This window comes from Mesorhizobium sp. PUT5, assembly GCF_052216645.1.
In the GTDB taxonomy this organism is placed as follows: Bacteria; Pseudomonadota; Alphaproteobacteria; order Rhizobiales; family Rhizobiaceae; genus Mesorhizobium.
Genome location: NZ_JBQOSO010000003.1, coordinates 2383449 through 2401869 on the forward strand (window position 1 = coordinate 2383449; position 18421 = coordinate 2401869).

General features: G+C 61.1%; 16 protein-coding genes and 1 tRNA gene. 10 read left to right on the top strand and 7 right to left on the bottom strand.

The features are described from left to right. Nucleotides 1-74 precede the first annotated feature (74 nt). Nucleotides 75-1148 carry a PGN_0703 family putative restriction endonuclease gene (locus ACTDI4_RS13170; RefSeq protein ID WP_442841579.1) on the top strand — a complete coding sequence of 358 codons (1074 nt, stop codon included), beginning with the start codon at nucleotides 75-77 and terminating at the stop codon, nucleotides 1146-1148. A gap of 48 nt (nucleotides 1149-1196) precedes the next feature. On the opposite strand, the gene ACTDI4_RS13175 is transcribed toward ACTDI4_RS13170, so the two are convergent. Both ACTDI4_RS13175 and ACTDI4_RS13180 read right to left on the bottom strand, forming a co-directional pair. Continuing rightward, complete coding sequence (locus ACTDI4_RS13175; RefSeq protein WP_435996103.1) at nucleotides 1197-3584, bottom strand: hypothetical protein; 2388 nt, start codon at nucleotides 3582-3584, stop codon at nucleotides 1197-1199. A gap of 183 nt (nucleotides 3585-3767) precedes the next feature. Next, entirely contained in the window at nucleotides 3768-4028 is a 261-nt protein-coding gene (locus tag ACTDI4_RS13180; RefSeq protein WP_442841580.1) for a helix-turn-helix domain-containing protein, read from the bottom strand. Between the two features lie 131 nt (nucleotides 4029-4159). Here ACTDI4_RS13180 and ACTDI4_RS13185 point away from each other — a divergent pair, with 131 nt between their 5' ends. The 5 genes from ACTDI4_RS13185 (at nucleotide 4160) to ACTDI4_RS13205 (ending at nucleotide 8415) form a co-directional block, all read left to right on the top strand. After that, nucleotides 4160-5410 (top strand): MBL fold metallo-hydrolase, encoded by a 1251-nt coding sequence (locus ACTDI4_RS13185; RefSeq protein WP_435996104.1) that lies wholly within the window; start codon nucleotides 4160-4162, stop codon nucleotides 5408-5410. Beyond that, on the top strand, nucleotides 5407-6369 hold the full coding sequence (locus ACTDI4_RS13190; RefSeq protein WP_442841581.1) for a hypothetical protein: 963 nt from the start codon (nucleotides 5407-5409) through the stop codon (nucleotides 6367-6369). The genes ACTDI4_RS13185 and ACTDI4_RS13190 overlap by 4 nt, the downstream gene beginning before the upstream one ends. A 111-nt stretch (nucleotides 6370-6480) precedes the next feature. Continuing rightward, complete coding sequence (locus ACTDI4_RS13195) at nucleotides 6481-7590, top strand: hypothetical protein (protein ID WP_442841582.1); 1110 nt, start codon at nucleotides 6481-6483, stop codon at nucleotides 7588-7590. Nucleotides 7591-7613: 23 nt separating this feature from the next. Next, nucleotides 7614-8138, top strand: a complete 525-nt coding sequence (locus tag ACTDI4_RS13200; protein ID WP_442841583.1) for a hypothetical protein — start codon at nucleotides 7614-7616, stop codon at nucleotides 8136-8138. 10 nt (nucleotides 8139-8148) lie between these two features. Next, complete coding sequence (locus tag ACTDI4_RS13205; protein WP_435996108.1) at nucleotides 8149-8415, top strand: hypothetical protein; 267 nt, start codon at nucleotides 8149-8151, stop codon at nucleotides 8413-8415. Between the two features lie 493 nt (nucleotides 8416-8908). Here the strand turns inward: ACTDI4_RS13205 and ACTDI4_RS13210 are convergent. From ACTDI4_RS13210 to ACTDI4_RS13220, 3 genes are all read right to left on the bottom strand, one after another. Beyond that, nucleotides 8909-8985, bottom strand: a tRNA-Pro gene (locus ACTDI4_RS13210). A gap of 227 nt (nucleotides 8986-9212) precedes the next feature. Beyond that, complete coding sequence (locus ACTDI4_RS13215; protein WP_442841584.1) at nucleotides 9213-10085, bottom strand: 23S rRNA (adenine(2030)-N(6))-methyltransferase RlmJ; 873 nt, start codon at nucleotides 10083-10085, stop codon at nucleotides 9213-9215. Between the two features lie 83 nt (nucleotides 10086-10168). Beyond that, nucleotides 10169-10828 carry a TetR/AcrR family transcriptional regulator gene (locus ACTDI4_RS13220; protein ID WP_442841585.1) on the bottom strand — a complete coding sequence of 220 codons (660 nt, stop codon included), beginning with the start codon at nucleotides 10826-10828 and terminating at the stop codon, nucleotides 10169-10171. Between the two features lie 95 nt (nucleotides 10829-10923). Between ACTDI4_RS13220 and ACTDI4_RS13225 the strand changes: the two genes are divergently transcribed. Continuing rightward, nucleotides 10924-11391: a carboxymuconolactone decarboxylase family protein gene (locus ACTDI4_RS13225; protein ID WP_442841586.1), complete on the top strand. Its 468-nt coding sequence runs from the start codon at nucleotides 10924-10926 to the stop codon at nucleotides 11389-11391. Nucleotides 11392-11432: 41 nt separating this feature from the next. On the opposite strand, the gene ACTDI4_RS13230 is transcribed toward ACTDI4_RS13225, so the two are convergent. Then, nucleotides 11433-11882, bottom strand: coding sequence for a DNA polymerase III subunit chi (locus ACTDI4_RS13230; protein WP_442841587.1), 450 nt, complete (start codon nucleotides 11880-11882; stop codon nucleotides 11433-11435). Nucleotides 11883-11904: 22 nt separating this feature from the next. Further along, nucleotides 11905-13398 (bottom strand): leucyl aminopeptidase, encoded by a 1494-nt coding sequence (locus ACTDI4_RS13235; RefSeq protein ID WP_442841588.1) that lies wholly within the window; start codon nucleotides 13396-13398, stop codon nucleotides 11905-11907. Nucleotides 13399-13692: 294 nt separating this feature from the next. Here ACTDI4_RS13235 and lptF point away from each other — a divergent pair, with 294 nt between their 5' ends. The 3 genes from lptF to ACTDI4_RS13250 are packed head-to-tail and all read left to right on the top strand — an operon-like array spanning nucleotide 13693 to nucleotide 18382. Then, nucleotides 13693-14895, top strand: a complete 1203-nt coding sequence (lptF, locus tag ACTDI4_RS13240) for an LPS export ABC transporter permease LptF (protein WP_442841589.1) — start codon at nucleotides 13693-13695, stop codon at nucleotides 14893-14895. After that, nucleotides 14892-15980, top strand: a complete 1089-nt coding sequence (lptG, locus tag ACTDI4_RS13245; RefSeq protein WP_442843344.1) for an LPS export ABC transporter permease LptG — start codon at nucleotides 14892-14894, stop codon at nucleotides 15978-15980. The genes lptF and lptG overlap by 4 nt, the downstream gene beginning before the upstream one ends. Beyond that, entirely contained in the window at nucleotides 15980-18382 is a 2403-nt protein-coding gene (locus tag ACTDI4_RS13250; RefSeq protein WP_442841590.1) for an LPS-assembly protein LptD, read from the top strand. The genes lptG and ACTDI4_RS13250 overlap by 1 nt, the downstream gene beginning before the upstream one ends. Nucleotides 18383-18421 lie beyond the last annotated feature (39 nt).

Here is an 18421-nt window from a genome sequence, read left to right on the forward strand (position 1 = left end):
AACAATTCATAGCAACTTGCATCTGGCTCGTCTGAATCATCCTCGTTCATTTCAGAGATCGAGGATTTTCCTGAATGCCCCAGGCCAACGTCCATCCTACACCCTTCGACCAAGACGACGTAAACGAAACCATCCCACTCATTCCCGAAGACATCCTGCGCCAGCATCATTGCTTGGAACCCGACGCCTCAAGGTTCACCGCCGCTGCCCGCCTGCTGCAATCCCTTTGGCGGCAGGATCAGAACCTGCCGGTCGGTCGCCACCGCAGTCCGTCAGGGGAAACGCGCCAGATCGGCTCTCGTCTTACCATGTCGGCAGGCCGCGCCGGAGCCAACTTCCTCGATCCGGCCATCGCTTCGCTGGTTCGTCGTGAACTGGTCTATCGCGAGATCGGCGCACTGATCGACGCCGACCGCCTCTTCCGCAACCTGCTTTCATCCATGCCGCTGGTGTTCAATCTCTTCGGCCCGCTCAAACGCGATCTTGACCTTGCGACCCGTGTAATGCGTCTGGTCCTGCCGGGCTTCAACGGGACGGTCACAAACATCCTGTTCGAGCACAGCCCCGGACGGGGAAACCCGGCCTTTTCCGCCGACTACACCGCAGCCGACGCCCTAGTTCGCTACCGCACCGAGGATGGCCGACGCGGGTTCGTTTTCGTCGAGCAGAAATACACCGAAACCCTCCAGGAAACGACGCAGCCGACCCGGCCCCATCTCGACAGGCTTTCCGAGCAATCCGGCCTGTACAAAGACCCCAATGCTTCCAGTTTGAGGTCCAGCCCATGCCAGCAGCTATGGCGGGAACATCTGCTCGCCGCCAGCATGATCCAGCGCGGCAATTATGATGACGGACACCTCATCGTCATCGCCCCTCGCCTGAATTGGCATGTACAGAACGGGATCGCGGCCTATGCCAGCCACCTCAAGAAACCGGAACCGGGTCAGCCCACCTTCACCGGCATATTCCTTGAGCGCTTTATTGAAGCCATCGGAACCGCCGGAGAGCATGATTACGCCCAACGGCTTCATCAACGCTACGCCGATTTCGCGCGGATCGACCAGATGATCGACGCTTATCTCGACGCCGAGGATCAGGTTCGTGCCGAGGTGCTGATCGGTTCGCCGTCCGGGACGCTGGCTGGTTGAAACACAAGGCTCGTTAAAAGGCCGGAACGCTGCTCCGGCCCTAGTAACTCAGTTGGGCAGGAAGCCCAACGCATAAACCTTTGGGCGAAGCTTCGTGGTTAGCGTTGCATACGCGGCCCTCAATGGATCGAAGTCGGTCAGCTCGGTGTCACCATATGCTTCGAGTGCACGTCGAATCTGATACCATCCGGCGTCTGGCCGCCCGAGCTTGTATTCGTCGCGAATTTTGCGTGGGAATTTAGTGGCATGGAAGCGCGCCCAGAGCTTCCGGCCTTCTTTGAGCACCGCTCGCCCCTCCGGCGAAAAGGACATGCCTTGCAAGTGGCGTACCAAAAAGTTGCTCTCAAATCGCCCCTTCGCGCCAACGTCGGCCTCGCTGAAGGGGATGAAGTGATTGACTAGGCTCCAGTCTTGATCGTTCCAGTGAAGGCCGTCGGCCCCGGCGGTTAAATTACTATTGTTGAACAGCATCCAGACAAGGCAGTCCGACTTGAACTCGTCGGTCAGCGGCTTGCTCGGCTGCAGGAATTGATCACGATCGTTGAGCCAAGTCGGTTTGATCAGGCGGCGGACGCTGAAAACGACAGCAGCTTGCCACAAATTGTCCGGTGTGACGTAAGTGCCGCCGCCATTCCTACCAGTATAAATGGACGAGGTAAGGACTGTCCCGGTCGAGGCGTTCTGCAGATCGTTGTTACCTGCAAACAGATATCCTAGAGCGCCCTCGCACGAGCGCTTCCTACGGGGATTTCTTGACGGCGTGAGCGCGTTCGAAAGCGGGAGTGCCAATTCTCCTCTAGCTTTGGGAGCTACGATCCACGCATTCAAGAATGTGGACGCGGGATGAACCGCAAAAGTCTTCTCATCGACCAACATTCCCGCCTTATCTAGCGCATTAGCTGTGATGTCGCCGATTTGGTCTTTTACGCTTTGGTCCCATATCAAAAAGCCGATCGGGAATTCGCCTTTCAGTTCGAAGGCGCGGCTGTGGACAACAAAGCCGCCTAGATACTTCGCTTGCCAAACCCTTCGAAATGCTTCGAAATTGGGAGCATTGACGTATTTCAACTTGCTGAACATCGCTAGCGTTGCACCGGGCAATTCCTGTCGGATGCGAATTAGGAAGTGTACGAACAATTCTTTGCTAGCGTAGCCCAAGTTCATTTCGCGCATCCACCCGTTGATGCGCGTCTTCTCCACACCGATCTTGTTCTCGTCGCCCTTGCCGATTCCAGACCCGCTCTCCGCATAAGGCGGATTAATCAGGACCAGGATCGGCTTCGCGCCCTTTTTCCCATTGCGGGCATCGTCAATCGCCTGTCTCAGCGCCTTGGGTAGCTTATTGGACAGACTGTAGTCGACCTCGCCGAAGTCGGTAACGTCGTCGTTGAGATAATCGTACTGGAAAATCTCCGCACCCGCGAAAGCCGGGTTCGATCTCATGATTGTCACGTCGGCTTGGTCGAGCGTTGACATAAACACATTGCGCAGGTTGCTGTGCTTCGCCTCGAGATTGCCCACCCCTGCACACATGTCCCAAACTATATAGCGGTCCTGCCATTTCTCTCCCAGCGTGGCACGAAGCTGATCATAGGCTTTGTCGACGATGTGCAGGGGAGTGTAATACGCACCCTTGAATTTCTGCTCATCGATGGGGAGAAGGCTATCGCGCCTTTCAAGTAGATAATGGCGGTGCTTCTGTTCGGGTGGGCGGTGATAAATCGCCCAAAAGTTGCGGTAGCCGCGATCGTTGGCCAATTCGTAAGTTTGGCCGTTCAGGAGGAACGTCGGCCCAGCAGCGGTCATCAATAGTCGCGCAGGCAGATTGTTTATCGCCTCACGCTGCCCATCATGCATAATATCGGCGAAAAACAGGACGGCGTAATCCGCCTGAGCTTTCACGCCCAGCTCCCCGCCGATCATCGAAACCCAGCGGTCGAAAACCTGCCGCAGATTATCAGGCGTGATCGCCGTACGAATGATTTGCCGCTTCTTGATCGCGTCCTTTACCGCCAAGATGAATGCGGCCTCGTCGTGCGCAATCTCATATTCAACGATGTGCGTCTGCACGTATGGCGCGATCTGAGTGCCCAACGCTTTGCCGGCGCCCGATCCGGATTTTGGCCAGACAATGCTCTTGTCGTCGAGCAACGGCAGTGCCTTCTCGGTTGGCATGATCGCCGCCTTTTCGCGGTCGATCACGGCCAAGAAAGCTGGAATCGGTTCGCCCCGCTTCTTTGCGGCACGGACATAAAACATCAGTTGCGCAAACATAACAATCGGCGGTGTCGAAACCGCCTTTGCTTCGAACCAGACTTCCTGCGTCTGAATATCGACAAGGTTCTTGGAAACACCCTTGAGTCCCAAGGCCGAAATATAGGCGTCCTTGACGTCTTCCTCCGTGCGAGCCTTGGCGAGCGTATGTGCTAGTGTCATGAAATGCGTCGCCCCCATTCGTTTCGTAATACCAAAATCGACGTTATAAAGCTTTCCGAATGATTTGCGACGTCAAAGCGGACACTCTGCTATCGACGCGATGTAGTACCCGGCGGATGTCTGCTAATCTTGTCCGCTCTCCAACAGCGGACTGTTGGCTTCCCACCCCATTCGGCTCACACACTATTCCTTCCGCCGCCCACTCCGCAGCGGCTTCGGCGGGTGATCCCCCGGCCCTGGCACCATAAAGAATTCGCTCACAGACACCGCCAGCGCCCCGGCCACCTTGTCCAACAGGTCAACGGTAGGGTTTTCCGTCTGCCGCTCCAAACCACCCAGATACGCGCGATCCACGCCAGCATCGGCGGCCAGCTTCTCTTGCGAGATGCCTTGGCCGACCCTTATCCGCCTGAGATTCCATGCGACCAGCGCCCGTCCGTTCATCAGACGAGGACAGCATTCATGTTGCCAAAGAAACCACTGGCTATAGCCACAGGAAGATTCTAGGTTGCGCCGAAACCAAGCGGAGCGAACCATAGCCAAGTTACACCCTCCCTGGTCGAACCGGAGGGGGAATGCGGGTCAGGATTCATCGCGGCACCAAGGAAATCGGCGGCTCGTGTATCGAGCTTGAGGCAGGCAGCGAAAGGCTGTTGCTCGATCTGGGCTTGCCCCTGGATGGTGACCCGGAAGATATTTCGGTTCACCCCACTATTGACGGCCTGGACGGGCAAGACTCCCTTCGGGCGCTTGTCCTGTCGCATGGCCATCTCGATCACTGGGGGCTGGCGCATCTCGCCGGTAAGGAACTGCCCGTCGCTTTGGGTGCCGCAACCCATCGCATCTTCCAGGCGGCGGCACCATTTTTGCCGCGATCTTATATCCCCGAAAACACGTTGGAGCTTCGCGACCGGACGCCCATGTCGTTCGGCCCCTTCAAGGTGACACCGTATCTGGTCGATCATTCGGCCTATGACGCCTATGCTCTGGAAGTCGAGGCGGGCGGCAAGAAGCTGTTCTATTCGGGCGACTTCCGCGCCCATGGACGCAAAGCCGCGTTGTTCGAGAAACTAGTTGCAAACCCGCCTCGCAACGTCGATCTGCTGTTGATGGAAGGTTCCACGCTGGGACGACTCGACGCCGACCACAAGTTTCCGACCGAACCCGAGATCGAGGCGCGTCTCATCGACATCTTCCGGGCAACGCCCGGCATGGCGCTGGTGGCGGCATCCGCGCAGAACATCGACCGGATGGTGAGCCTTTACCGTGCCTGCAAGCGGACTGGCCGTACCCTGGTTATCGACCTCTATGCCGCCGAAGTCCTGCGCGCTACAGGCAATGCCAACATACCGCACTCGGACTGGCCGAACATCGCCGTCTATGTGCCGCATTACCAACGTGTCCGCATCAAGCAGACCGAGCGTTTCGACCTCCTCGAACCTCACAAGGCCAACCGCATCTTCGCGGAGGATTTGAAGGCGCTCGCCCCGAAAGCCGCCTTCCTCTTTCGTCCCGCCATGCTGTCCGATCTCGACCGGGCCGAATGCCTGGATGGCGCAGTGGCCGTCTGGTCGCAATGGGACGGCTATCTGAACCAGGAAAAGGGTATGCAGGTGTCCGAGGCGCTGCATGCGCGCAGTATTCCCCTCGAACATGCCCACACCTCCGGTCATGCCAGCATTGCCGACCTCAAGCGGCTTGCCACAGCGCTGGCGCCCCGGATGCTGGTGCCGATCCATACGTTCGAACCGCACCGCTTCCCTGATCATTTCGGAACCATTGCCCAGCAGAAGAACGACGGTGAATGGTGGGAGGTCGCGGCATGACACCCTTCATAGCTCCGCACCGCGCGCTTGATCCAGCTTTCCTGGATGCGCTGGAGGAACTGGCGACCGACAGCACAGGCAACTGGTGGCGTGATGTGCTCCAGCATCCCGACCTTGTTCTCGCCGTCCGGCGCAACTCCATCAACGCCTACTATAGAGGCGCTTCCATCTTTCGTATCGGCTGGAAACCGGGCCAGGTGATCCCGTTCACCCACGCCAAATATCTTGTTCGGCCAGCGCAGACCTATGTTGCCCTGGAACGCGGTGAATTCCAATTCGACGCCCGCGACGTGCTTCAAAAGACGTATCTGGGTATGGAAACCTTGAACGAGATGTGCAGGGCCGCATCTCGGTATGCCGGCGCGGAGAAAGCCGGCCTTCATCCCATGCTCGCCGGCAATGCCGATGTGATCGATGCCGAGATCGCCCTGACGCGCCTGTCTTCGCCGGACGACGATGGCGAGGAGGAGATTGCCCCATCCGACCGAAGGCAGGATCGTATCGACGCGGCGATTGCCACCCTTGAAAACGATGTGCCGACGATCCGCTTCTACGAAGCCAAGCACTTCACCAATTCGGCCCTACGCGCCAGCGGTGACAATCTCCCCGATGTGGTTCGTCAGATCACGGATTACCATAAGGCGCTGGAAGCCTATAGGGCCGAGCTTTCGGCAGGATATGTCGAGACGGCAAGGGCGCTGCTTCGTTTCAACGACATGCGCATGCAGGCGTTCGGAGAGAGCGCCGCCCGCAGTGTTGCACCGGCGATCCGACAGATTCTCGAAACGGGCTCAGTGCCCCTTATCGACACGCTTCCCCATCTCATCATTTACGGGTTCGACAAGGCCCAGCGGGACGACCTCACCTGGGGTAAACATCTCGCCAAACTCCAGGCTGCGATACCGGGGCGGGTAAGGGCCATCGGCAATCCGACCCGGACAACTGTGTTCAATCGGTAACAGTGGGACTTTCTTGCGAATTCGGAGCAATTCAAACGAGACTGACGTGAATACGTGGGGCGGTTCATCGCCCGAGGGAGCCGCATCATGAGAAATCACGATGGGGAGCCCATGAAAGTTGTCGTCTATTTTCGTCAGGCAGGCGGAACCGTCGCCAGGACATATCCTCTCATCACCCATTGGACCGAAGACGAGGATGAACAGCCCGTTCCCCTGTTCAGCCAATTTGATACGGACGCGATGGCCGATGCGGGACCGGAAATTCTTGTCCAGCTTCACTCAGCCAATCGGTGGCTGATGGAAAAGCAGGGTGTTGTCGTCGCGTCCTTCACGGAGATGGAGGATGGATCAGGCCGCCGCCCTGCCTATGGCGCTGCCCGGAAGGCAGCGAGCCGCGAGCGAGCCGCTGTGCTGATCGCCACGACCAAGGCACTCGCTGGACAACGCTTCGCGCCCATTTCGCAAGACGGGCTGGAAGTCGTCCGTTTGGAAGACCCCGACGAGGCCACCCGCGAAAGCTGGGCACGATCCCGGAATGTCGTGGTCTATTTTCGCGCACCCGCTGGCCCCGAGGAAGCGCAAGCCCTTCTGGAAAAGCAACGGCGAGAAATCCGCAAGATGCTGCGATCCGCCATTGTGCTGGCCGAGTTTGTGGAAACCGAGCCGCTTCCTTCGGCAGAGCGCCCGCAGCTCCAGCAGGCGCTTGCGCTCTGCCGCGAGCAGAAGGCACGCCTTTTCATCGGCACGACGGATGCCATCGGAGACGGTGAGGTATTCACGCCGGATTTTACCGATGTTCCCTATGAGGTCGCCTATCGGAAAGCATATGAGTGGCCTGAGACGATCCCACTGGATCATTGCCCGTTCCCCGTCGCCCTGTATTTCGGCAAGCAATGGACGCACGGCTATGTACCGCTTTACCTTGCCAACGCCACGGAGAATGACCTCCTTGAGGTGGCGATATCCGGCATCGGCACGACCGTCATGGATCGCGAGCAAGTCGAAACCACGCCGTCGAGAAAGGCAATCGACATCGTTACACGCGGCACCGGTCGGCTGGTCGAGGCTTACGACGTCTATTTCGACGGGGACTTTCTGGTCATCTACACCGTCGAGGCGCGCTCAGGCGATGGCACCCGCTACAGCGGACGTGCCGCGACCAAAGGCATTCCCGGCAATCGCTGGCTTCGTATCGACCTCTTGAAACCGATTTCCGCCTGACCTCTTTCATCACAGGATTTTCCATGAACGCTCAGTTTTTTCAGTCCTGGCGTGGGGCTTTGCTCGTCGCCGCGGTCGTTACTGTTGGTGTTTCCGGATACAAGGCCATCTTCGGCCCCGACACTGCAACGCGCATTGCGCAGGCCAGAATGTCCCGCCTGCTGCCAGGCGGCCAACCGACGCAGGATATGTTCAGCCGACAAGTCGCCGCTGCGCGGCCGTTCGTCAGCGCGCAGATAACGCTCGGCCAGCTTACGAACTACTTGCAGGGGCTCAACTACGAGATTGTGTGGGAGGTGGTCGACGTCGATACCTTCGTCATGCGCGCCAGCGGCAACGATGCGTTGACGCGCCGAAACGAAGAATATGCCATCCAGTTCGTGGTGCTGGACGGTCCTGTCAAGGACGGCAGGGTTATCGGTGTCTTCAATGGTCCTGCTGCCGGAATCGAGAGCATGGCCTATAATCGGGTCACGGTGTCGGACGAGGAGATCGTCCAGTTTATCCTGACGATTGTTTCCGATCTTTCACCCGTTCCGCTCCAGTAGGTCAGCCTTCATGCTCGGCAACATCATCGATCACCGAACAGACCGCAGCACCCCCGAATGCGATGCCGTCTTCGAACCCTCCGCCCATGACAATGCCAGACGTCCGAACGGGCGTCCCTGGTTCGTGCTGGAGGAGGCGGAGGCCGATCCTGCCTATTTCCATGTGCTGGATTCGGTCGACACGACGGTGCGCGAGGCCCTGCTGAAAGCCGAGCGAGACTGGCCTTTCGCCGTCACCGTCTATCTTTACGACAAGGGAGCACGACCTTTGGGATAGCGGCGCAGAGCCTCTTGCAGCGATCCAATCGACTGCTACAATTCTCAAACCATTTCCTATCGCGATGTGCTGATTTCATTGAGGTTTTCGGGCTGAAAAGCTGGCCGTGCAGGGTCCAGGTTCCCCAGCCATCAAATTATTCAACGAATTCAGCGACTTAACTCATAGCTTCGGCGCCGTTTTGTGTTGCGTACGGTTTCCGCATTGCTCTTGTTCCGGCAAAAAAGTCGCCTCCGCGCTGCCCTTACACCGCGTTCGCTGGGATGCTTTTCATGTGGTCGGCACGGCATCGGACCATGTTGCAATCGCCGCATGAACGCGGGCCGCTGGCCGCAGCCCGGCGAATTCATCAGTTGACGACGGCATTCGGCTGTTGAGCTTCATGCGCTATGATCTCGGATATATCGACTTGGAACAAAGAACCCTGCAGACCATCGACAACCCGTTCGGCACGAGGTTGCCACCTATATCTCCGGGCCGGACAGGGAAATGATGGTCGGAGTGGCAGGATTCGAACCTGCGACCCCCTGATCCCAAATCAGGTGCGCTACCAGGCTGCGCTACACTCCGGACCGCCGCGCCGCGGCGTGGCTTTCCACTGGAGCATTTCCGCTTTTTCCAAATCGCGAAAACGCTCTATCTTTTTGTTTTTACGCAATTCCGAACGGAAAACCGGTTCCCGCTTTTCGAGGAATTGCTCTAGTGGCTCGGCATGCAGAAGGCAAGATGCAAACGAAAACAATACGGCAAAAGCCGCCTGGCCATCGCCGCCGCGGGCTGCTCGGCCCGCCCGGTGTCTATTGCGCACCCGTAGCGGCCACGCTTTCGCCCGCGAGCCAGGTAAGCGACCAGCCGGCGCCGCGCTCCTGCACCAGCAACCTGTGCAAGGCCGGCAGCAGGATGCGCAGTTCCTCTTCCAGAACGAAGGGCGGGTTGGCCACCACCAGGCCGGTGCCGTCGAGCCTGGGTTCCTGCGAGGCCGGGCGGATTTCGAAGGCGATATCGAGCAGCTTCGGCACGCCCGATTCGGCGAGGTCCCGGCGGAAGGCTGCGACCGCCGCGCGGTCCTTGATCGGATACCACAGCGCGTAGATGCCGCCCGGCCAGCGCCGGTATGCCTTTTTCAGCCCGTCCAGCAGGCGCGCGAACTCGCCCTCCTCCTCGAAGGGCGGATCGACCAGCACGAGGCCGCGCTTTTCCTTCGGCGGAAGATGCGCGCCGAACGCCAGCCAGCCGTCCAGTTCGGTTACCCTGGTCTGGATGTCCCCGGCAAACAGGACCTTCAGCCGCGCCGCATCCTGCGGGTGCAACTCCAGCGCCGACAGCCGGTCTTGCTTGCGCAGCAGATGCCGCGCGAGCAGCGGCGAACCGGGATAGGCGGCCAGCCCGCCTTCCGGGTTGGTTGCGCGCACGGCTTGCAGATAGGGCCCGGCAAGGACGGCTTCTTGCGCATCCAGCGCGCCCTCCATCAGGCGGCCGATACCGCCCCGCCACTCGCCGGTCTTTTGCGCCTCGGCGGAGGAAAGATCATAAAGCCCGATGCCCGCATGGGTGTCGATGACACGAAACGGCTTGTCCTTGCGCTTCAGATATTCGACGAGCCGCGCCAGCACGACATGCTTGACGACATCGGCGAAATTCCCCGCATGGTAGGCGTGGCGATAGTTCATCTTTCAGATCGATCCGCTTCGCCCCGGCCCGGACGGAATCTTCCTGGAGAGCAAGTTCGAGGACTGAGGCAGCGCAAGCACGCTCATTCCGAACCGGCGGCCTGCCGCAGCCGCTCCATGTCGTCCAGTAGCATTTCCACGCCGAGAGTGAAGGTGGCGTCGAATTCGCCCGTGCCGAAATACCGGCCGGCCTGCGCGACATTGGGGAAGTCGCGCGCCATCTGCTCCTCGCTCACGGTCGTGGTCGCTGAAGGGCCACGCGCATAGCCTGCCGTCTCGTCGAGTATGGCGCCCATGAGATAGTAGCCGGTGGTCCTGAAAAGACGCGCAGCCGTTTCGCGATCGAAGCCGGCATCGAGAAAGAGGCCGATGATGCCATCCAGCCAGGCAAGGCAGGCCGGCGAATTCATCCGGTAGGTGACGAGGAACGGCGCGAAGGACGGATGCTGTCGCCCGATGCGGCGAAAATCCTGCATGGCCATGCGCATGCGCTCGCGCCAAGGAAGATCCTGCGTCGGAATGGCCAGCGACGCGATCAGCCGGTCGACGAGCGCCTCGAACAGATGCGCCTTTGACGGGAAGTGATGGTAGATGCTCATTGCCTCGCAACCGAGCACGGCGGCGAGCTTGCGGGTGGAAAAGCCGTCCAGCCCTTCCTTCTCGATCACTTCGAACGCCGCATCCATGATGATGTCGGGCGAAAGCCGCCCGCGTGCTCTCTTTTTGTTGATCGGCCGATCCATCGCGCTCCTCGCCGATTCGCTTGACAACTTACGCCGTAAGGTTCAACTCTAATAACCTTACATCGTAAGGATGTTAAAGGCCAGAGGAGAATACCATGTCGCAGATCGCATCTTGCATTCATGATTTCACTCATGCTTTCCGCATTCCATTGTTGGCTGCGGCCTGTGCATCCGCACTGGTGCCGGCTTCCGCACGCGCCGACGACTACGAGACGGCGATGAAGGAAATCCAGTCCACCATGGGTGGCGTGCCCGGCTTCGTGAAGCAGTTCCCGAAGGCGGCGCTGCCCGGCGCCTGGGCGGAAGTCAAGGCGCTGGAACTCAGCGACAAGACTGCGTTGTCGCCCAAGGTCAAGTCGCTCATCTCGCTCGCCGTCGCCGCGCAAATCCCGTGCAGCTATTGCATCTGGTCCGACACCGAGGATGCCAGGCGCCATGGCGCGACGGACGAGGAAATCCAGGAGGCGGTGGCCGTCTCAGCCCTGACCCGTCACTGGAGCACCGTCTTCAACGGCATGCAGGTCGACCTCGGTACGTTCAAGAAGGAGATGGGCGGGCAATAGCGGCCCGGGGCCGGCGCTCCCGGTCGCGGGCCGCCGGCCCCTCACGCCTTGCGCTCCCAGCGTCTATCGGGTGTCTGCTGCCAGTAGGTGACGGCGTGGCCGGCCGCCTTGATATTCTTCCAGTGGCCGCGTGCGGCCTCCATCTGGGCCGCATCGTGGCCGTCGAAGAGAAAGACCGCGCGGTCGTAGCCGGAAAGGTCGGGCGGGCTGGCGCCATCGACAAGGAAGCGGATTTGGGCCGCGTTCGCATTGTCCTGCCCGGTCGTAAGCAACACCGGCTGCTCGGCAGGATGAGGCTCGCGATCGGTGGCGTGGGCAAGAAAAGAATCGTCGCGGAAGGTCCACAGGTGCTGGTCGAGCGCGTCGCGCCGCTCCTCCGTGCCGGTCTGCACCACCGCGCGCCAGCCGCGCTCCAGGCTGCGCTCCAAGAGGCCGGGCAGCGCATCCTCCAGCGTCGATTCGGTCAGGTGGTAGAACAGGATTTCGGCCATGTCGTTCCGGCGCGCCGTCGCCTCAGCCTTCATAGTGGTCGTGCACCAGCCGGTCGAGCAGCCGCACGCCGAAGCCCGTTCCCCAGGACTGGTTGATCTCGCTGGCCGGCGCACCCATCGCCGTGCCGGCGATGTCCAGATGCGCCCAGGGCGTATCCTTGACGAAGCGCTGGAGGAACTGGGCCGCGGTGATGGCGCCGCCATAGCGGCCGCCGATGTTCTTCATGTCGGCATTCCTGGAATCGATCAGCTTGTCGTAGTCCGGGCCAAGCGGCATGCGCCAAACCCGTTCCTGCGTCGCCTGTCCGGCCTCGGCCAGCCGGCCGGCCAATTCGTCATTGTTGGAGAACAGCCCGGCATGATGCTGACCGAGCGCCACCATGATGGCGCCGGTGAGCGTGGCCAGATCGATCATGAATTGCGGCTGGAAGCGGTCATGGCAGTACCACAGCGCATCGGCCAGCACGAGGCGGCCTTCCGCATCGGTGTTCAGCACCTCGATCGTCTGTCCCGACATGGAGGTGACGATGTCGCCCGGCCGCTGGGAATTGCCGTCCACCGCATTCTCGACAAGACCGATGATGCCCACGACATTGGCCTTGGCCTTGCGGGCGGCGAGCGCATGCATCAGCCCCAGCACTGCCGCCGCACCGCCCATGTCGCCCTTCATGTCCTCCATGCTGGAGGCCGGCTTCATGGAATTGCCGCCGGTGTCGAAAGTGACGCCCTTGCCGACGAAGGCGACAGGCTTGTCCTTCGCCTTGCCGCCGTTCCACTGCATGACCGCCAGGCGCGCGCCGCGCGGCGAACCCTGCGCAACCCCGAGCAGGGACCCCATGCCGAGCTTCCGCATCTCCTTTTCGGCGAGGATTTCGACCTTGACGCCAAGCGCCTCCAGCGCACCGGCACGCGCAGCGAACTCCACCGGCCCCAGCATGTTGGCCGGCTCGTTGACGAGGTCACGCGCCAGGAGAACGCCGCCTACCACGGCCTCGGCGTCGGCGAATTTCTTTTTCGCATCGGCCGGGTGCGCGGTCTGGATGACGATTTTCGCCGGTTTCTTCGGCGTCGACTGGCCGTTGCCATCCTTCTTGGTCTTGTATTTGTCGAAAGCGTAGCTGCGCATCAGGATACCCGCGCCGACCGCGGCGGCTTCCGCGCCACCGATGGAAAGACCGGGAAGGTCGAGCACCACGGCCACCTCCACGGCATTGCGCAAGGCCGCCGCAATCGCGCCGCCGATCTTCATCCACGCGTGTTCGTCCAACTCGGAAACCTGGCCTGTGCCGATGGCGGCGAGCCGGTCGAACTGGCTACCTTGCGGGGCCAGCACCTCCACGAGGGCACCGAACTTTCCGGAGAATTCGGCAGCCGCAAAGGCGCGCTCCAGCACCTTTTCCGGATCGCAGGCCGACGCTGCCCCGGCCAATCCCTCCCCCTCGGCGGACAAGACGAAAACGGTGCCCTTCCGGGGTGCGGAGAATTTTGCAAAGGTGATCGAAGGCTTCAATGACATGGATTTCCACTTTTGCGGGACTGGAGGCAGGACGGAATCCGACATTTCGCGGTTTTGTCCCTTTTGGCAAGACGTGCGGCCAAATGCCCGTCTTTTCCGTCGCGCCGCCGCGCCCCGGCCGCAACCGGGCATTAACCACGCCTTTTTGCCGATTCTTATCCATTCCCGCCGACACTGGCGGCGGCCAGGGGCGTTGATGTAACCAGGGCGCGCCGGTTGTGCGGGTCCGGACGGGCATATATTTTGTCCGCGGACGGGATGCCTGTCGAACGCAATCGGAAAGTACGTGCCTGGATGAACGTCGTTGAACGCTACATCATGCGCCGGGCCTTTGTGCTCTTCATCGGGGCACTGGCCTGGACGCTGACGATCGTCTGGACGACGCAGGTTCTGACGCGCATCGACCTCGTCACCGACAGCGGCCAGTCAGCCCTCACCTTCTTCGAGGTCGCCGGGCTCATCCTGCCCTCCATCATCCCGATCGTCGTGCCCTTCGCGCTCGTGGTCGGGGTCGCCCAGACGCTTTCGGTGATGAACGTCGATTCCGAACTGGTGGTCATCAACGCCTCCGGCGCCTCCCGGCTGACGGTGGTTCGCCCCATCCTCATCCTGGCGCTGTGCGCGAGCCTGTTCTCGCTGGCGGTCGACAACGGGCTCGACCCCTATGCGCGGCAGCGCAACCGCGAACTGGTCGCCAACGCCCGCGCGGATTTCCTGTCGCTGATCATTCAGGAAGGCACCTTCCGCAAGGTCGAGGACGGCCTGTTCGTGCAGATCGGCGAACGCTTTCCCGACAACCGCCTCGGTCAGATATTCGTGGCGGACTCTCGCCAGGAAGGCACCGAGCTGGTCTACTACGCAAAGAACGGCGCCGTCATCGACAAGGGACCGCTGAAAGTCCTGCTCATGAGCGACGGCATCGTCAACCGCAGGACGCAGGAAGGCGACGTCTCGGTCATTCACTTCGCCTCCTACGCTTTCGACCTGTCCGCCTTTGCGGCGGCCGCTTCGGAGGCGACCTTGCTGCCAAAGGACCAGAGCACGTCCTACCTGCTTCACCCCGATCCCAACGACCGTGTGTTCCAGCAGCAGCCCAACGCCTTTCGTGCCGAGCTTTCCCAGCGCCTTTCGGACTGGCTCTATTCCCTCACCTTCGCGCTGATCGCGCTTGCGGTGGCCGGCGACGCCCGTTCCCATCGCGAAGCGCGGATCCACCCACTCGTCACGGCTGTCTGCATCGCGCTCTTCGTACGCTGGCTGGGCTTCTTCGCCGCGGGCAAGGCCGTCACCATGCCGGCCTTCAACTACATGATCTTTGGCGTCCCGGTGGTGGCTTCGGTCGTGGCGGCGTGGTTCATCTATGCCAACCGGCGAATGGAACTGCCGATGAACTGGGCCGACCGGCTGACGTCGCTCGGCGCCTCTGTAGGCGACGGGCTGACCAATGTACGGCTGCGCCTTTCCGGCGCGGCGGCCCGGCGCGAGGGCAGTTCCTGATGGGCTGGACGCTGCGCCGTTACTTCCTCCTTCGCTATCTGGGGATCACGCTGTGGATCTTCCTCGGCCTGTTCGCGCTCGTGTTCCTTATCGATTTCACGGAATCGACCAGCCGCATCAGCGGGCTTCCGGGCTTCACCTACGGTACGGGACTGGCCATTTCGGCGTTGCGCGTGCCGATGATCATGCTGCAGACGGTGCCGTTCGTGGGCCTGTTCTCGGCCATGGCCACGCTGGTCTCGCTGAATCGCCGCTATGAACTGGTCGTTGCGCGCTCCGCAGGCATCTCGGCATGGCAGTTCCTGCTGCCGTTCTGTGCCGGTGCGCTGCTGTTCGGCGTGCTCTCCGTCGGCGTCCTCAATCCTCTCGCGGCGCATGGCTTCTCGCAGTCCGAGCGAATCGAAAGCATGCTGCGTGCAGGCAAGTCGAACCCGGTTTCCAACGATTCGGTGCCCTGGATCAGGCAGAAGACGGCCTCGGGCGACGCCATCATCGGTGCGCGCGCCATCCTGAACCAGGGCCTGGAGATGGCCGACGCCTCCTTCTTCCTGCTCGATCCGCAAGGCAACATCGTCGTGCGCAAGGATGCAAGGCATGCTTATCTGCGCGACGGGTACTGGGAACTGGAAGGCGTCAAGGTCATCGACAACAGCGGCGCCTCGGTCGCGGAAGAAAGCGACCGCGTGCCCACCGACCTCAAGCCGGAATTCGTTCAGGAGAGACTGGCGCGGCCGGAAACCATACCCTTTTACGAGTTGCCGCGCACAATCGAGGTTGCCCGTTCCTTCGGCCTCAGGGCAAATGCCTTCGCCATGCAGTTCGATTCGCTGGTGGCCCTGCCCTTCCTGATGGTCGCCATGACCCTGATCGCGGCGACGGTATCCATGCGGTTTGCGAGGATGGGGCAGTCCGCTACAATGATTCTGGGTGGCGTCGTGGCCGGGTTTCTGCTTTATGTCGTTTCGGTCCTAGTCAAGGCGTTTGGGGTGGCGGGGTTCGTTCCGACGACCGTAGCTGCATGGTTTCCGGTTGTCGTTGCGATGTTCTTTGGGGTAACGTTCCTGCTGTATAAGGAAGACGGCTAGTGAGGGGGGCGGTTTTCAGCAGCCGCAGGTCGATCCGGGCAGCGCTCCTGTGTGGGGCGAGCGCTTTGGCATGCCTGGTCGCCGCCGGCCTTGCCGCGCCGGCCGCAGCCCAGAGCGTGGAGGAACTTGCGCCCAGCGTGCCTGCCGGCACGCAGATGCTGCTGGAAGCAGACACGCTCGTCTATGACAACGACAAGCAGACCGTTACGGCTGTCGGCGGCGTGCAGATCGACTATGGCGGCAACCGGTTGGTCGCCCAGCGCGTGCAATACGATCGCAAGACACGGCGTCTCGTCGCCAGCGGCAACGCCCAACTGGTGCAGAGCGACGGTACCAAGATCAATTCCGAGCACATCGACCTCACCGACGACTTCGGCGATGGCTTCGTCAACGCGCTGCGTGTGGAAACCACGGAAAAGACCTATTTCGGCGCCGAAAGCGCCGAGCGCATGGGCGGCGTGCTGACCACTTTCTTCAACGGCGTCTACACCGCCTGCGAGCCCTGCGAAAAAAAGCCGGACAAGGCACCGATCTGGCGTCTGAAGGCGCGCCAGATCATCTGGAACGGCGAAAAGAAGACGGTGCGCTTCGAGAACTCGAATTTCGAGTTCTTCGGCTTCCCGATCGCCTATCTGCCGGCTTTCGAGATCGCCGACCCGACGGTCAAGCGCAAGAGCGGCTTCCTGATGCCTGGCCTCGCCTTCAAGAGCCATCTCGGCGCCGGCTTCAGCATTCCCTACTATCTGGCGCTGGCTCCCACCTACGATCTAACCGCCCGCGGCACCTACTATACCAAGCAGGGTTTCCTGGGCGAGGCGGAATGGCGCCAGCGCTTCGACAACGGCCAGTACAGCCTCAAGATCGCCGGCATGCGCCAGCAGAACCCGGACGCCTTCGATCTCAACACGGTCGATCGCGGCAATCCGGGCGAGCCGACGCGGTTTCGCGGCATGATGGGCTCCAAGGGTCAGTTTGCCATCAACGAACGTTGGGATTTCGGCTGGAACGTGCTCCTCCAGACCGACAAGAACTTCTCCAACACCTATGACATCCAGGGCTACACGGACTATGTCCACCGCTCCGAGGTCTACCTGACCGGTCTGAACGACCGCAATTACTTCGACCTGCGTGCCATGCGCTTCCAGGTGCAGGAGAACACGCTGGAAGGCGATATCGGCGCCCGCAACGAATCCCAGCCATGGGTCCTGCCTTCCCTCGACTATGCCTACATTCCGGACGCCCCCCTGGCCGGAGGGCAGCTTTCCGTCAACCTGAACGCCCGCGGTATTGTCCGCAACGAGATAGACGAGGCTTTCTTCATCCCCAACGTGCCGGGAAGCGGCGTGCAGCGCGTCCGCGGCATCGAGGGCCAATCGGGCCGGCTGACCGGCGAGGCGGAGTGGAAGCGCAATATCATCACCGATGGCGGTCTGGTGATAACACCGCTGCTCGCCTTCCAGGCCGATGGCGACTTCCTCAACGCCAACTCGGGTTCGCTGCAGGCGATCAGCGACATGGCCGCCGCGCGCGGCCTGGAAGACGACATGCGCTCCTCCTTCGCCCGCTTCATGGCCACCGCCGGCCTTGAATTGCGCTGGCCGGTGCTGTTCACCGGCGTCGGTTCATCGCACATCGTCGAGCCGACGGCACAGCTCTTCGCGCGCCCGAACGAGCCTTTTGTGGGTGGCCTCGCGGTTCCCAACGAGGATGCGCAGAGCTTCGTCTTCGACGCCACGACGCTGTTCGAGCGCGACAAGTTTTCCGGCTACGACCGTATCGAAGGCGGTACGCGCGCCAATCTCGGCCTGCGCTATTCCGGCAGCTTCGACAATGGCTGGGCCACCAACGCCCTGTTCGGCCAGTCCTATCAGGTCGCGGGCGTCAACTCCTTCGCCCAGCCGGATCTGGTCAATGCCGGCGCCGATTCGGGGCTGGAAACCAGCAAGTCCGACTATGTCGGCTTGGCCGGCTTCAGCACGCCCGGCGGCTTCTCCGCTTCCGTCAGCGGGCGCTTTGACGAACGGACGCTCGACGTGCGGCGCACCGAGGTGAAGGCCGCCTACAGCGGCACGCCGGTTTCCCTTTCGGCCCGCTACACCTTCATCCAGGCCCAGCCGTCCTACGGGGTGCCGGAAGACCTGCAGGAACTGTCTTTCGGAAGCTCGGCCAAGCTCGGCCAGTACTGGCGTATCTTCGGCTCCGGCACCTACGACCTGGAAAAGAACCTCTTCACCAATGACGGCTTCGGCTTCGCCTATGACGACGAGTGCTTCAGCTATACGATGACCCTGTCCCAGAGCCGCAATCGCGACACGAGGGAGCTGACGCAGAGCTTCGGCTTCAACATCTCGTTCCGCACCCTGGGCGATTTCGGGTCGACCAAGAGCAGCTTCAATCAGTGACCCTGCACGGGAGCGACATGGTTTCGCCGCATAGGGCGG

Bases quoted from the DNA above. Each gene is read 5' to 3' on its own strand.
- ACTDI4_RS13170 (WP_442841579.1), top strand. From the start codon at position 75: ATGCCCCAGGCCAACGTCCATCCTACACCCTTCGACCAAGACGACGTA.
- ACTDI4_RS13175 (WP_435996103.1), bottom strand. From the start codon at position 3,584: ATGACACTAGCACATACGCTCGCCAAGGCTCGCACGGAGGAAGACGTC.
- ACTDI4_RS13180 (WP_442841580.1), bottom strand. From the start codon at position 4,028: ATGAACGGACGGGCGCTGGTCGCATGGAATCTCAGGCGGATAAGGGTC.
- ACTDI4_RS13185 (WP_435996104.1), top strand. From the start codon at position 4,160: ATGCGGGTCAGGATTCATCGCGGCACCAAGGAAATCGGCGGCTCGTGT.
- ACTDI4_RS13190 (WP_442841581.1), top strand. From the start codon at position 5,407: ATGACACCCTTCATAGCTCCGCACCGCGCGCTTGATCCAGCTTTCCTG.
- ACTDI4_RS13195 (WP_442841582.1), top strand. From the start codon at position 6,481: ATGAAAGTTGTCGTCTATTTTCGTCAGGCAGGCGGAACCGTCGCCAGG.
- ACTDI4_RS13200 (WP_442841583.1), top strand. From the start codon at position 7,614: ATGAACGCTCAGTTTTTTCAGTCCTGGCGTGGGGCTTTGCTCGTCGCC.
- ACTDI4_RS13205 (WP_435996108.1), top strand. From the start codon at position 8,149: ATGCTCGGCAACATCATCGATCACCGAACAGACCGCAGCACCCCCGAA.
- ACTDI4_RS13215 (WP_442841584.1), bottom strand. From the start codon at position 10,085: ATGAACTATCGCCACGCCTACCATGCGGGGAATTTCGCCGATGTCGTC.
- ACTDI4_RS13220 (WP_442841585.1), bottom strand. From the start codon at position 10,828: ATGGATCGGCCGATCAACAAAAAGAGAGCACGCGGGCGGCTTTCGCCC.
- ACTDI4_RS13225 (WP_442841586.1), top strand. From the start codon at position 10,924: ATGTCGCAGATCGCATCTTGCATTCATGATTTCACTCATGCTTTCCGC.
- ACTDI4_RS13230 (WP_442841587.1), bottom strand. From the start codon at position 11,882: ATGGCCGAAATCCTGTTCTACCACCTGACCGAATCGACGCTGGAGGAT.
- ACTDI4_RS13235 (WP_442841588.1), bottom strand. From the start codon at position 13,398: ATGTCATTGAAGCCTTCGATCACCTTTGCAAAATTCTCCGCACCCCGG.
- lptF (WP_442841589.1), top strand. From the start codon at position 13,693: ATGAACGTCGTTGAACGCTACATCATGCGCCGGGCCTTTGTGCTCTTC.